Annotated in this window: 10 protein-coding genes; 5 read left to right on the top strand and 5 right to left on the bottom strand. The window is 50.8% G+C overall.

From position 1 onward, the window contains the following. The first annotated feature begins 10 nt into the window (after positions 1–10). From bcsA to AACU55_RS00790, 5 genes are all read left to right on the top strand, one after another. Complete coding sequence (gene bcsA, locus AACU55_RS00810; RefSeq protein WP_134706500.1) at positions 11–2,110, top strand: UDP-forming cellulose synthase catalytic subunit; 2,100 nt, start codon at positions 11–13, stop codon at positions 2,108–2,110. Further along, the gene (gene bcsB / locus AACU55_RS00805) at positions 2,107–4,596 is read left to right on the top strand and encodes a cellulose biosynthesis cyclic di-GMP-binding regulatory protein BcsB (RefSeq protein WP_013573455.1); all 2,490 of its coding nucleotides are present in this window, start codon (positions 2,107–2,109) and stop codon (positions 4,594–4,596) included. Before bcsA ends, bcsB begins: the two co-directional genes overlap by 4 nt. Before the next feature lie 82 nt (positions 4,597–4,678). Next, on the top strand, positions 4,679–8,641 hold the full coding sequence (locus tag AACU55_RS00800; protein WP_037033804.1) for a cellulose biosynthesis protein BcsC: 3,963 nt from the start codon (positions 4,679–4,681) through the stop codon (positions 8,639–8,641). Positions 8,642–8,659: 18 nt separating this feature from the next. Continuing rightward, positions 8,660–9,139 carry a cellulose biosynthesis protein BcsD gene (gene bcsD, locus AACU55_RS00795; RefSeq protein ID WP_134706499.1) on the top strand — a complete coding sequence of 160 codons (480 nt, stop codon included), beginning with the start codon at positions 8,660–8,662 and terminating at the stop codon, positions 9,137–9,139. Between the two features lie 9 nt (positions 9,140–9,148). Continuing rightward, on the top strand, positions 9,149–10,162 hold the full coding sequence (locus AACU55_RS00790; protein ID WP_037033808.1) for a glycosyl hydrolase family 8: 1,014 nt from the start codon (positions 9,149–9,151) through the stop codon (positions 10,160–10,162). A 34-nt stretch (positions 10,163–10,196) separates the two neighbouring features. Here AACU55_RS00790 and AACU55_RS00785 read toward each other — a convergent pair whose 3' ends face one another. The 5 genes from AACU55_RS00785 to AACU55_RS00765 form a co-directional block, all read right to left on the bottom strand. Continuing rightward, entirely contained in the window at positions 10,197–10,649 is a 453-nt protein-coding gene (locus AACU55_RS00785; RefSeq protein WP_134706498.1) for a DUF943 family protein, read from the bottom strand. Continuing rightward, positions 10,646–11,545 carry a DUF3289 family protein gene (locus AACU55_RS00780; RefSeq protein ID WP_134706497.1) on the bottom strand — a complete coding sequence of 300 codons (900 nt, stop codon included), beginning with the start codon at positions 11,543–11,545 and terminating at the stop codon, positions 10,646–10,648. Before AACU55_RS00780 ends, AACU55_RS00785 begins: the two co-directional genes overlap by 4 nt. A 296-nt stretch (positions 11,546–11,841) precedes the next feature. Beyond that, a complete protein-coding gene (locus AACU55_RS00775; RefSeq protein ID WP_134706496.1) occupies positions 11,842–12,282 on the bottom strand; it encodes a DUF943 family protein in 441 nt (146 codons plus the stop codon). A 202-nt stretch (positions 12,283–12,484) separates the two neighbouring features. After that, entirely contained in the window at positions 12,485–12,913 is a 429-nt protein-coding gene (locus AACU55_RS00770; RefSeq protein ID WP_240785669.1) for a DUF943 family protein, read from the bottom strand. Between the two features lie 61 nt (positions 12,914–12,974). Further along, positions 12,975–13,451 (bottom strand): DUF943 family protein, encoded by a 477-nt coding sequence (locus AACU55_RS00765; protein ID WP_134706494.1) that lies wholly within the window; start codon positions 13,449–13,451, stop codon positions 12,975–12,977. Positions 13,452–13,487 lie beyond the last annotated feature (36 nt).

Here is a 13,487-nt window from a genome sequence, read left to right as displayed (position 1 = left end):
CCCAAAAGCGATGAATAAATTCCTGTTTTCTCTCCTTGTACTTCTGCTGCTGCCGGTGGCAGCAGTCATCATCATTACCCCGATGGACAGCCAGAAGCAGTACATTTTTGGCCTGATCAGCATCGGTCTGTTATTCCTGCTTGGCATCAGTAAAAGCCGACGGATTAGCGTGGTGATGGTCATCATGTCCGTCATGATGTCGACGCGTTATATTTACTGGCGTGCGACGGAAACGCTGCATTTTAATTCAACAATAGAAGCTATTTTAGGGATCGGCTTATTCCTTGCCGAACTGTATGTCTGGCTAATTTTGTTGCTGGGTTATCTGCAAACCACCTGGCCATTAAAACGCACCATCGAACCTTTGCCGGATGACACCACGCTGTGGCCAACCGTCGATGTGTATATTCCGTCTTATAACGAAAGTCTCGACGTAGTACGTGACACCGTGCTGGCGGCGCAGTGCATCGATTATCCGAAAGACAAAATCAAAATTTATGTTCTGGATGACGGTAAACGGGACGAATTTGCGGTGTTCTCCGCTGACGCCGGCGTGGGATATATCACCCGTAACGACAACTCCCATGCCAAAGCCGGCAACCTGAACCATGCAATGAAACTCACCAAAGGCGAGCTGATTTGCGTATTCGACTGTGACCACGTGGCCACCCGCGCGTTCCTGCAGGCGACGGTCGGCAGCTTCCTGAAAGACCCGCGTCTGGCGCTGATCCAGACACCGCACTACTTCTATTCACCTGACCCGTTTGAACGTAACTTGTCTGCGGGCCGCACCATGCCCAACGAAGGTGCCCTTTTCTACGGCCCGGTTCAGCAAGGTAACGACAACTGGAATGCGACGTTCTTCTGCGGCTCCTGTGCGGTTATCCGCCGTGTGGCCCTGGAAGAAGTGGGGGGTTTTGCGGTTGAAACGGTTACCGAAGATGCACACTCCGCGCTGAAAATGCAGCGTCGTGGCTGGAATACCGCGTTTCTGGATATCCCGCTGGCAGCCGGTCTGGCGACCGAACGTCTGGGTCTGCACGTCATTCAGCGTACCCGCTGGGCGCGCGGCATGACGCAGATTTTCCGGGTGGATAATCCGCTGCTCGGCCGCGGTCTGAAATGGCAGCAACGCCTGTGTTACCTGAACGCCATGCTGCACTTCCAGTTTGGTCTGCCGCGTGTGGTGTTCCTGACCGCACCGCTGGCGTTTCTGCTGTTCAACCTGAACATTATTTCCTCGTCCGCCAGCCTGATTTTTGCTTACGCGCTGCCGCACCTGGTGATGTCGTTGTACATCAACTCCCGCATGAACGGGCGTTTCCGCTACACCTTCTGGGGTGAGATTTACGAGACCGTGATGGCCTTCCACCTGATCCTGCCCACGCTGGTAACGATGTTCGCACCCAAACGCGGCAAGTTTAACGTGACGGATAAAGGCGGTTTGCTGGACGTCGGGTTCTTCGACTTCAACATCGTCAAACCTCACCTGATTGTCGCCATCCTGATGATTATCGGCATCGGTTACGGCATCGTGCGCGCCATTTTCCACAATTACTTTGCCATCGACCCAAACGTTATTGCGCTGAATATCGCGTGGGGCAGTTTCAGTGTGCTGATTTTGCTGGCAGCGATTGCAGTAGCGAAAGAAACCCGTCAGGTGCGTAAAACTATCCGTATCGATGTGGCCATCCCGGCGATTATTCATTACGCCAATGGTATTTCACTGCGCACCACCACTATCGATATGTCGATGGGCGGTGTGCAGCTGGTGACGCCGGACGTGCGCTATCTGGATGAAGAAATTGAAGAAGTAGAAATTCAGCTGTCTTCCGGCGCGGAAAGTTTCCCGGTGACGCAAATCAGCGGAGACAAAGAGCGGTTGCGTCTGCAATTTGAAAACCTGCCGTTATCGAAACGCCGCGAGCTGGTTCGCGTGGTCTTATGCCGTGCTGACGCCTGGATTGGCGAAGAATACCCGCCGGATAGCCCGTTCAGATCGCTGGTAAGCATCATCCGTTGCGTGTTCGAGTTGTTCTATAACACGTGGAAGGAACGCCGTGCTAAAAATAAACCCGCTGACGCCACCAGCAAGAGTGAAGCAGCATGAACCGACCTTATAACCTCATGAGTAAGCGCCGTTTATTGGCTGCGCGGGGCACATCCCTGTTCAGAAAAATCACCACCGGTTTGTTGCTGACGTTCAGCAGTCTGCCGTTGTCACAGGCGGAAGACGCGCCGGCACCGGCCGTTGATCCGGCAACCAGCCTGCCAGCCGCGCCGTCATGGCTACCGCCGGTCATGCCGATGCCGGGTGAAACGGCGCCAGCCGGTGACACAACGCCAGCCCCGGCCGCAGATGCACCACAGACGGATACCACGCCGGTGAATAACAGCCCGGCGATGCCTGATGTAACTGCCGATCCTTCCGCTGCCCCTGCGCCGGTAATGCCGCTGGTTCAGCCGGTGACCAGCAACGTCACCGTTGCCGAAATGGGCCAGCCGAACGGGCTGACGCTCAGCGGCGGCCAGTTGCAGTCCGGTATCATTTTCACCCTGCCTGCCGATGAAGTGGTGACCAACGCGCACCTGTCGCTGGCACTGAAAATTTCTCCGGCGCTGATTGCCCGCGATACCACACTCGAACTGATGCTCAACGGCCAGCCGCTGGGTAACCTGCCGCTGAATCAGAGCAGCAACGGCGGCGATGTTTACGATCTCGATATTCCGGCAGCCATGGTGGTATCCAACAACAACCTGAGCTTCCGCGTGCATGACAGCAACACCATGACCTGCGAGAAAGATCAGTCGGATAAATATTGGGTCACTATTTTGCCCACCACCAGCATCGGGCTGGAAGGTCAGCAACTGAATATTGGCCGTAATCTGGGTAACTTCCCGCGTCCGTTCTTTGATGGCCTGCAGATGCAGGAGTCCAAAATCACCATGGGCTTCTCTGCTGCCATGAAACCGGGCGATATCAGCGCTGCGGCGATGGTCTCTTCTTACCTCGGCATGTTGTCCGATTATCGCAGCGTCGATTTCCCGGTCATCCTGAATGATTTGCCGGATCAGAATGGCATTCTGTTCGGCAAGCCGGGAGATAAAATCGGTTCACTGACGTTGCCGGCGAGCAACGGCGCATCGATTCAGATTATCGATAACCCGATCAATCCTGTTTACAAGCTGCTGCTGGTACTCGGTAATGACGATAACCAACTGCGTCAGGCAGCGTATCGCCTGATCAGTGGCGGGATGCCGAACAATACCGACCATCTGGATGTGGCCCAGCAAACCATTCCGTCCAGCAAACCGTATGACGCGCCGCGCTGGATTGACACCTCACGGCCGGTGACGCTGGGTGAACTGGCGGGTAAAGATCAAGATTCGCTGATTTCAAACGGCATTTATCACGACGGCATTCAGGTCGCCTTCCGCGCTGCGCCAGATCTGTTCATGTGGGACGGACACAATATTCCGGTGCGCATTGATTACCGTTTCCCCACCGAAAACTGGATTGATGAAGACAGTTCAAGACTCAACGTCTCCATCAACAGCAACTTCCTGCGCAGCCTGACCGTCAACAAAGTGGGTCTGGTGGAAAATATCTGGCGTCGCCTGGGCGGTGACAGCCGTCAGGAACGCTACACGCTGCAACTCGCGCCCTACCTGATTTACGGCGACAACCAGTTGCAATTCTATTTCGACATCAAGCCGAAAAAAGATGCGCCGTGCAGCATTCTGACCAGCGACAATATTAAGAGCCGTATCGATCCAAAATCTTTCATCGATCTGAGCGGAAGCTACCACTTCGCCCAATTGCCGAACCTGTCGTATTTCGTCGGCGCGTCTTATCCGTACTCCAAACTGGCTGATTTCTCCGACACCTTGATGCTGTTGCCGCAAACGCCGACGGCGGATGAAATCCACACCCTGCTGAACCTGGCCTCACGCGCCGGTAAAGCCACAGGCATGCCGGTGAATCATGTGCAGGTGGCCTTCGGCCTGAACGGTGATGAACAAAATAACCCGCTGTTTGACCGCGATATTCTGGCCGTCACCACGCTGGGCGACACGCCATTCAACCAGCAGTTACTCGCGGATTCTCCTTTCAGCATCAACGGTGGCTCAATGGGCGTAAAAACGCCGACCGAAATGCAGCGCGTTGTCGCCTGGCTGACCGGCGACTGGTACCGCCAGCCGGTCGATGCAGACCGTTATCTGTCCTCAACCGGCGCATGGCGTGGCTTCGTCAGCTACCGTTCGCGCTGGTCTGCCGACCATGTGGTCGTGCTGGCAACCGGTACAGACGATCAGCAGTTGCTGAAAATCCATAACGATTTGAAATCACCCAAAATCAACGCCAACGTGCGCGGCGATCTGGCGATTATTACCGATGAAAATGGCATCCGCAGCTTCTCAGTGGGTCAGCAATTCCCGACCGGGCAAATGCCGTGGTACATGATGGTGCTCTGGTATGCCAGCAAACACATCGTGATCCTGTCGTTGATTGCGACCCTGCTTTCGCTGGTGGTTGGCCTGAGCCTGTTCGTTGTCCTGCGTCGTCACGCGGCCAAACGTCTGGGTCAGAAATGAAAAGCATCGGCTTTAAAACAAAAACAATGAAGATCGCCCCGATTTCGGGCGGCGACTCTCTGGCGATTACCGGAGCTGGAAAATGAAGAAACATAAACTGTCCCTGGCGGTGATCAGGGCTATTTATCTGGTAGGGATCGCCGGAGTAGCGAGTTTTAGTGCCGCCACCTTTGCAGCGGATACCACCAATCCTGCCATGAAAGCGTTGTTTGATCAGGCCGCTTACTGGCATGAACGCGCCCATGACGATCTGGCGAAAGACGCCTTACAGAAAGTGCTGCTGGTTGAGCCAGACAATGCGCAGGCGCTGTACCTGATGTCGCTGTATTCCATGCAAAGTGGCGATAAAACCGCAGCCAGTCAGTGGCGCGAAAAACTGGCCGCTGCCTCGCCGGACGATCCGCGTCTGACATCGCTCAACAGCGCCAAAGCCATGCAGTCAATCCCGCCGGCTCAGCTGGCTTCTGCCCGCCAGATGGCCGCGCAGGGCAACGTCAGCGGTGCGCTTTCGGCGTACCGCACGATCTTTAACGGCAACCAGCCACTCGACAGCCTGGCGACCGAATACTATCTGACGATGGCGGGCGACAAGTCGCTCCAGCCGCAGGCCATTGCCGGGTTACAACAGCGTGTCGCCTCGCGTCCTGACGATACGCAGGCGCGCCTTGGTCTGGGTAAGGTGCTGACGTATCAGGAATCCACCCGCCGCGACGGTATAAAATTACTGAGCACGATGGCCGGTTCCAGCACCGAAGCCGACCGCTCATTACGTCAGGCATTATTGTGGATGACGCCGCAGGAAGCTGACCGTGATTTTTATCAGGGCTATCAGGCGCGTCACCCGAACGACACCGGCGTGATGACTTACTTCCAGAAAAACATCGGCGGCGCGGCGAAAGGTCAGGGCTTCACGGCACTGAACAGCGGCGACGTCAACAGCGCGAAAGCTAAGTTTGAAAGCGTACTGGCCGATAACCCGAATGACGCCGATGCACTGGCCGGTCTCGGTTATATCGCGCAGCGCAGCGGTAACTTTGAGCAGGCGTCACAGTATCTGAGCAAAGCTGCCGCACAGGGCGGCCCGAACAGCGCCCAGCTGAGCAATCAGGCACAGGATTCCGCGTTTTACGCCCAGCTGGCGAAAGCCAAAGACGCCGCCGGTTCCGGCAGTTACGACGCCGCACTGGCGGCCGTCACTCCGCTGACGCAGGTCGGTGGTGAGAAAGGTCAGTCGGCCAGCCTGTTGCGTGCGGATATTCTGCGCCGCAAAGGCGATCTGGCCGGGGCTGAGCAGCAATACAGCGCGCTGGGCGATAATGCCGATGCCCGCGCCGGGTTGTATTACGTGCTGCGTCAGCAGAACAAAACCGCCGAAGCCAGTCAGGTGCTGAAAACGCTGCCAGCCGGGATTCAGGCCAAAATGAACCCGCCGACCGTGGCAGATGTTATCGAGCCAATGCGCCGTCAGGCCGCCCAGGCCGTAGCGAACAACGATCCGCAGCGCGCACTGAATATTCTTCAGCAGGCACGGGAACGTCAGCCGTCAAATGTCTGGGTGAAACTGGATATGGCGCGCATCCTGCAATCGCAGGGACAGACCGCGCAGGCACAGTCAATCATGGCGCCGTCTGCGCGTCCGGGTGCCTCTTCTGCCGATCTGTACGCCGCGGCCCTGTTCGCGTCAGAAACCAAAAACTGGTCAACCGCCAACGCCCTGCTCTCGCGTATTCCGCGCAGCAGTCAGAATCAGGGGATGCGTGAACTGGCGCAGCGCGCCAACTTCAATGCGCAAATGGCCGATGCCGAAAGCTATCTGCAACAGGGCAATGCCGCCGCCGCGTCCAACACCTTGCGTGCGCTGGCACAGAATCCGCCAGCCGCGCCTGCGGATGTCGGCGCGCTGGCGAAAAACCTGGCGGCGGCCGGTCAGCTTCCGCTGGCGGTGCAACTGGTTCGCCAGAATATGCGTCAGGGCGTCACCGGCAATGCCGGGGATTACGCCGATCAGGTCAGCGTGCTGAATCAGGCCGGTCTGAGCAATGAGGCGCAAGCCTTCCTGCAAAATCCACAAATCCAGTCCGGCACTTCACCGACAGCGCTGGCGAGCCTGCGTAACGGTTTCGTGATCACCCAGGCTGATCAGTTGCGCGAACAGGGTCAGTACGCAGCGGCCTACGACAAACTGGTCGTCGCGTTGCAGGCTGACCCGCAGAACCGTGACCTGATGCTGGCGATGGCGCGCCTGTATCAGTCCGGAAAACTCAATAAACAAGCCGGTCAGGTCTATAACTACCTGATGAGCAACGACACACCGACACAGGATGCACGCGTCGGTGCGATTAACGTTGCGCTGGGCGAAGGCGATAACCAGCGTGCTAAAACGCTGATGGAAGGCCTGCGCGGACCGCGTACGCCGGACCGTCTGTTACTCGAAGCGCGCGTCGCCGAAGCACAGGGCGATCATCAGCAGGCGCTGGCGTTACTGCGTTCTGCGAAGGGCAAGATGATCGGGCTGGAAGGCACAGACAGTCAGGCGCAGGTGGCCGGATTGCAGATCAGCGACAACCCGTTCATCAACCGCTCAACACGCACCTCCGCCTCACGACCGGCGACACAATCTTCTTACGGTGCCGTATTGCCGTGGCAGGTATCAGACCAGGTTTCCACGCCGGGAAATATTCCGGCGGCAACGACCGAACCGACAGCGGTCACACAGCGTAATGCCACGGAAAAACAGATCGACGACATGCTCGACGAGTTGCAGGGCAAGACCGCGACCTGGGCGCAGGGTGATATGTCGATCCGTGGCCGTGACGGCGAAAGCGGTCTCAGCCAGCTGACCGAAGCCAAAGCACCGATGACCTTTGCCTTCGTGCCGTTTGATACGTCCCGTCTGAGTATTGGCGTCACGCCGGTTTCCCTCAGCGCAGGCAGTCCGTCCGGTACCGGCAATTCCCGCTTCGGTCAGGGCGCACTGGCTGCAGCACAGTCGGCGCAGAAAGATGTCGCCGCCGCAGCCGCAGCGGCGGGTCTGGATATCGCCAGCTACAGCACCTTTGCCAAATTGCAGGCGGCTGCAGCGGCGAATTCCAGCACCAACTGTACGTCAGCTAACGCAACCTCCGATCAATGCGTGGCCTACAACACCATTACGGGTACGGATCCAACGACTTACGCAGCGCCAGCCGCAGGCAATCAAAGCGCAACCGGCGTAGAAGTGAACGCTGCGCTGACCGGTGACAGCTATAAAGCCGATATCGGCAGTACGCCGCTCGGGCAGGATCTGAACTCGCTGGTCGGTGGCGTGCAATGGGCACCGAAACTGACTGACTTCACCACCCTGCGCGTGACGGCTGAGCGTCGTGCCGTCACTGACAGTATTCTGTCCTACGTCGGCACCAAAGATAATTACAGCGGCAAGGAATGGGGTCAGGTCACTAAAAACGGCGGCAGTGTCAATCTGTCGTACGACGATGGCGACGCTGGTTTTTACGCCGAAGCGGGTTATTACAGCTATCTGGGTAACAACGTGAAGAGCAACAAATCGGTGAACGCCAATGCCGGTCTGTATGTACGTCCGTTCCGTTATGACGATCGTGAACTGAAAACCGGCATCAACGTCGGTTACATGGATTTCGACAAAAACCTCAGCTATTACAGCTTCGGTCAGGGCGGTTACTTCAGCCCGCAAAACTATGTCAGCGTCTCCTTCCCGGTGGAATACACCCAGAAATATGACGACTGGGATCTGAAACTGTCCGGCGCGGTGGGCTATCAGTCTTATTCGCAGGATAAGAGCGCCTACTTCCCGAATAACCCGGACCTGCAGAAACAACTGGAAGATCTGGTGGCTGAGGGCTACGGCACAGAAGCTTATTACAGCGGTAAAACGCAAAATGGCATCGGCTGGAATGCGGGCGTCGGCGGCAACTATCATCTGAACAAAAGCATGCAGATTGGCGGGCAGGTTGGCTACGATACTTTCGGCGATTACAACGAAAGTAAAGCGCAGGTCTACTTCCGTTATCTGATGGGCCAAAATTAATCGCGGTGAAATAAAACCATGCAAGAACATAACTATACTCAGGTCGCGCAGGAATATTACCGCCAGCGCCACACCACACCCGGCTGGCAAAGCCTGGTGCAGGTGCTATTTTCAGGTATTCTGGCGTCCGCCGATGACGAAGACGGTCGCCGCTTTCTGACCCTGATGGGCAATAACCTGGCACGCCAGCATCCGCTTCCCGCCTCTGCGACCCTTGGCGAACTGGAAGACAATATCAACCATATTCTCAGCCGTTTTGACTGGGGTGTCGTGAAGCTGGAAGCGACTTCGCAACAACTGGCGCTGGTGCACATTGCCTGGCCGGCATCACCGCAAGGGCAGGATGATGCGTTGTGGCCTATTGCGCTCATCGCCCTGTTTGAAGGACTGTATGCTGAGTGGTTGTTATCACAAGGCGGGCAACCCTATGTTCCGCTGCGCTGGCAGGAAAGCACACAGGAAGGCGCATTCGTTTTCCGTTATCAAAATGGTTTGTAAGGAATCTCTATGTCGTTATTTCGGCGCTACAGCCTGGTGCTGTGGTTCGGCCTTATTTTCGCGTTTTTCAGTTCCGCTGTAATGGCTCAGGATGCTGGCTGGTCTGCGTATAAAAGTCGCTTTCTGATGCCAGATGGACGAATCATTGATACCGCCAATAAAAACGTCAGTCACACCGAAGGTCAGGGTTTCAGTATGCTGCTGGCGGTGTTCAATGACGATCAGGCGACGTTCGACAAGCTGTGGCAGTGGGCAAACACGACGCTCTATCGCAAAGATATCGGCCTGTATTCATGGCGGTATGACCCGAACAGCACCCCGCATGTGGCAGATATCAACAACGCCTCTGATGGCGATACGCTGATGGCCTGGGCGCTGTTGCTGGCGGGTGATAAGTGGAACGACAGCCGTTACACCAAAGCCTCTGAAAAATTGCAGACGGCGCTGATCAAATACAATGTGATTGATTACGCCGGTTACAAAGTGATGCTGCCGGGCGTGAAGGGTTTCAATCAGACCAGCAACGTGACCGTCAATCCGTCCTATTTCATCTTCCCGGCCTGGCAGGCATTTTATGCGCACAGCCATTTGAAAGTGTGGAAAGATCTGGATGAAAGCAGCACCGCGATGCTCAGTAAAATGGCGTTTGGTGAATTCCGCTTACCGACGGACTGGGTCGATATGCAGGCCGATGGCACCCTGAAACCGGCCAGCCGCTGGCCAACGCGTTTCAGTTACGATGCCGTGCGTATCCCGCTGTATCTCGGCTGGGCGCATCCCGGCAGCCCGCAACTGGCACCGTTTATTCTGTGGTGGCAAAAATCACCGCGTGACGCGACACCCGCCTGGATTGATGTCATGACCGGCACCAAAGCGGGCTACAACATGTCACCGGGATTATTAGCCGTGCGCGATTTCACCATGGCCAACGCTGGCGCCATCAGCCCGAACCTGGCACCGAAAGACGATTACTACTCTTCCACCCTGCAACTGCTGAGCTGGTGGGCAAGTCATAAAGGGTAAGGGAGCAATACTCATCACCACAGAATGGAATGCATCATTCGTTCTGTGGTGACTGTATTATTTCATCATTACCGATACGGATCATTGTTTTACCATTTCTCCAGTTTTGTATTTCCATCACTATATTTTTTTCAATGCAGCTTTCCCGGGAGTCTGGCACCGAAAAACAATAGAGATCATGAGTACCCGAACTAAGGAATGTCGAACCGACAGGCATCTTCCTAAACCCATCATTTCCATCCCAAATGACTATATGATAGTTCCCGTATTTATCAGGCCGTGGTGAGTTGTAGTTTTCCTTTATGATAGCCCTGTTATTTTTCCACCACATCATTTTTCCAAACTGTGTAAGCGGGAAGTTTTTAACGACGATATCCGTAAAGTTATCATCTTGCTGAACAAGCATAATCTCAGGTTTTCTTATAACACTCAAAAAAACGATCAGCACTGTTAAAAAAATTATTAAACCCAATTTATGCTTGCTCATTCTCTACTTCCTGAAATATCCACATCTGTTTCCATTTCTGTCACGAATGGTCTAAACCCAAATTTTTCCCACCGTTGCAAGACAAACCAAATTCTAAAAAAACGCAAAGCTTTGAATGTTGGTTTCGATATATCAATCTTATCTAACCCAAAATGATCCTGAACTTTATAATTGATAACCGCTTTAAAAGCACTGTCTGAAATGGAGAGGGATTTCAAGGTTATTTGCGTAGCGAAAGTGTCGTGAACTGTTATTCCCATTCCATTAAAATTATCTTTTAATCTGTTAAACTTTGGAAGTGTACTTCTTTCAATTGATTTATTTAATTCATATTTCATTATCTGAGGATATGATTCATTCTCCCAATCAATCCACTTTCTTAGTGCTAAACGTATAGCGTCTAAACTGCTGGATCCTGACATGGCATAGCTAATTTGATCTTTAAGCGCCCTATTTAAAAGCCAATTTCTAAATGGCATGCCACTGTTCATTTGCATATGATTTATCATTTTCACAATAAGCTCACTATAAATTCCATAGAACGCAAAAGGACGTGACAAGCTTCTCATCTCATCAAACAGAATATCGGAGCATTGCTGCCGGTTAAGTGTATTCAGCATTTCTTCATGCATGCGACGAAACAAAGCAGGATCATGATCAAACGGGTTAATGATAGAGGTAGACGGAAGATTAAACGCGCTGTAATCCGTGAACGGTGTAAACGATATTTCACTTTTCTTAGTAAAGTTATAAGGGTTCACTTTCGATGATACATCATCAAGACCATAAATGGATTTGAGTTCTTGCTCTGTCAGGTCACCATAATTTAAATCATCCAGGGATTTCTTTCCGGGCGGAGTCGAATAAATAAGGGACGGTAATGATATCTGAGACATAGTCATCTCCTCTAAAAGAACGCAGTGGTATAGTTATTCATAGCGCATATATAAAAAATCTAACCATATAAAAACATTGTTAATTACAGAGGTAAATCAACGCATGCGATGATTGCTCACCACATTAATACGACTATTAAATTAATTATTGATCTACATTGTCAAAATTGCATTTCCTTATCAACGGATGCCGACAAAAAATCACGTCAGGGTGATAGGATAAAAATCTCAGCGCATCAAAGAAGAAAATAATGGTGCATTGCTAATCAACAGATCCATCTTCGAAAATATCCTTATCATTTTACTATTAACTTCCCGTCTATATAATAGAATATTTTCTTATCCATTCCATTTTGAATATTCATTAAAATATTTTTTTCCACACATCTTTTTTCTGACTTAATTTCATCAAAACAATAGAGATCGGTATGTTCAAAGCTAAACCAATAGAAATTAGCTTCAGTGTCCTTTTTAAACCCATCACTTTCATTCAATATAGCTATGGAGTAATCACCCTTATTATAATTTCTTGGGACACCATATTTTTCTTTAATAAATTCCTTGTTATTTTCCCACCAGAAGATTTTGCCCCATTGGGTAATTGGGAAATTTCTAACAACGATAACGGTATTATATTCATCTTCATGAACATAGATAACTCTCGTTTTTCTCATAAAAAAGAAGTAAATGAATAAAATCATCATGAATATAATGATGAAGGCGTACTTTTGTTTCATCCAATACCTCCAGAAAAAGAAACATCTGCCTTATCTAAGAGAATAATATCCATTAAGTCCATTTTCCTGATATGCATTGTCGTGAATTTAATCGCTTTCTTTTTGGAGTTACCATGGTTCGATATTAAGCTTCACTATTAGGGTAAGCATCTTGCTCTTCTTAAAATCATTGCCACCAAATAAATTTTTATTATTCATTTCTTTACTTTTTCAATATTTCATCATTATCTATTAAATATGAGACTTTGTTACTTTCATCGTAAATCACCGTCATTAGGATTTCATTCTCAAAACACCTTTCTTCTGATTTTATGTCATCAAAACAATAAAGATTTTTGTGAGAAAAAGAAAACCAATTTGAATTATTTTCTGATAATTTCTTGAAGCCATTTCCGCCATCTAAAATACTGACGTAATAAAAACCATTTTCACCACGCCTGGGGGATCCATATTTTTTTTCAATAGCCGCTTCGTGAGCTTCCCACCATATGATTTTACCTTTCTGGCTCAGAGGAGGTTGTTTAACCACAATATCCATTGTGGCTACATTTTGAACTACATGAATAATTTCAGGATTTCTGGTGGAAAATTGGAACAGATAAAGTACTGCAAGTAGAACGCACACTGTCATGTTTTTTTGCTCATCACTAATTTTCCAATCCCTTGAATACAATGGCGTAAAAATATCCTTATCATTTTTTTATTGAATCCCCGTCTATATAGTAGTCTGTTTTATTATCCCTACTGTTGTGGATCATCATTAAATTATTTTTCACTATGCATCTCCTTTCAGATTTTATTTCATCAAAGCAAATTAGATCATTCTTTGCAAACGAATACCATGATGAAAATCTTGCCTCTGACACTCTTATAAAACCCACACCAATATCTTCTATCCCTACAAAATAATTACCGTATTCATCAACATCAGATATCTCATTTTTTATTAGAGGGTTATCTTTATTATTTTCCCACCAAATTATTTTACCTACCTGAGTCAGTGGGAAATTTCTGACGACAATGTCCGTATCCCCTTTGACATGGTGTACAAATATTATTTCTGTTTTTCTAAATATAAAAAAGCACGCTGATATTACAACACACAGAACAGAGACTAGAATTACCTTCTTTTTCATTGAATTTAAAATGACAGATATATCTATTTTCATTTAATAAATCACTCAAGAAAAGAGTTAAAGTATGAT

The organism is Rahnella sp. CJA17(1/100), from assembly GCF_963881615.1.
Classification (GTDB): Bacteria; Pseudomonadota; Gammaproteobacteria; order Enterobacterales; family Enterobacteriaceae; genus Rahnella; species Rahnella aceris.
Note: the sequence above shows the minus strand (reverse complement) of the source record. Positions and strands in the feature narration are given on the sequence as shown.

What these genes read in the sequence shown, in the direction of transcription:
- bcsB (WP_013573455.1), top strand. Translation starts at nt 2,107, where the DNA reads ATGAACCGACCTTATAACCTCATGAGTAAGCGCCGTTTATTGGCTGCG.
- AACU55_RS00775 (WP_134706496.1), bottom strand. Translation starts at nt 12,282, where the DNA reads ATGAAACAAAAGTACGCCTTCATCATTATATTCATGATGATTTTATTC.
- AACU55_RS00780 (WP_134706497.1), bottom strand. Translation starts at nt 11,545, where the DNA reads ATGTCTCAGATATCATTACCGTCCCTTATTTATTCGACTCCGCCCGGA.
- AACU55_RS00790 (WP_037033808.1), top strand. Translation starts at nt 9,149, where the DNA reads ATGTCGTTATTTCGGCGCTACAGCCTGGTGCTGTGGTTCGGCCTTATT.
- bcsA (WP_134706500.1), top strand. Translation starts at nt 11, where the DNA reads ATGAATAAATTCCTGTTTTCTCTCCTTGTACTTCTGCTGCTGCCGGTG.
- AACU55_RS00765 (WP_134706494.1), bottom strand. Translation starts at nt 13,451, where the DNA reads ATGAAAATAGATATATCTGTCATTTTAAATTCAATGAAAAAGAAGGTA.
- AACU55_RS00785 (WP_134706498.1), bottom strand. Translation starts at nt 10,649, where the DNA reads ATGAGCAAGCATAAATTGGGTTTAATAATTTTTTTAACAGTGCTGATC.
- bcsD (WP_134706499.1), top strand. Translation starts at nt 8,660, where the DNA reads ATGCAAGAACATAACTATACTCAGGTCGCGCAGGAATATTACCGCCAG.
- AACU55_RS00800 (WP_037033804.1), top strand. Translation starts at nt 4,679, where the DNA reads ATGAAGAAACATAAACTGTCCCTGGCGGTGATCAGGGCTATTTATCTG.
- AACU55_RS00770 (WP_240785669.1), bottom strand. Translation starts at nt 12,913, where the DNA reads ATGACAGTGTGCGTTCTACTTGCAGTACTTTATCTGTTCCAATTTTCC.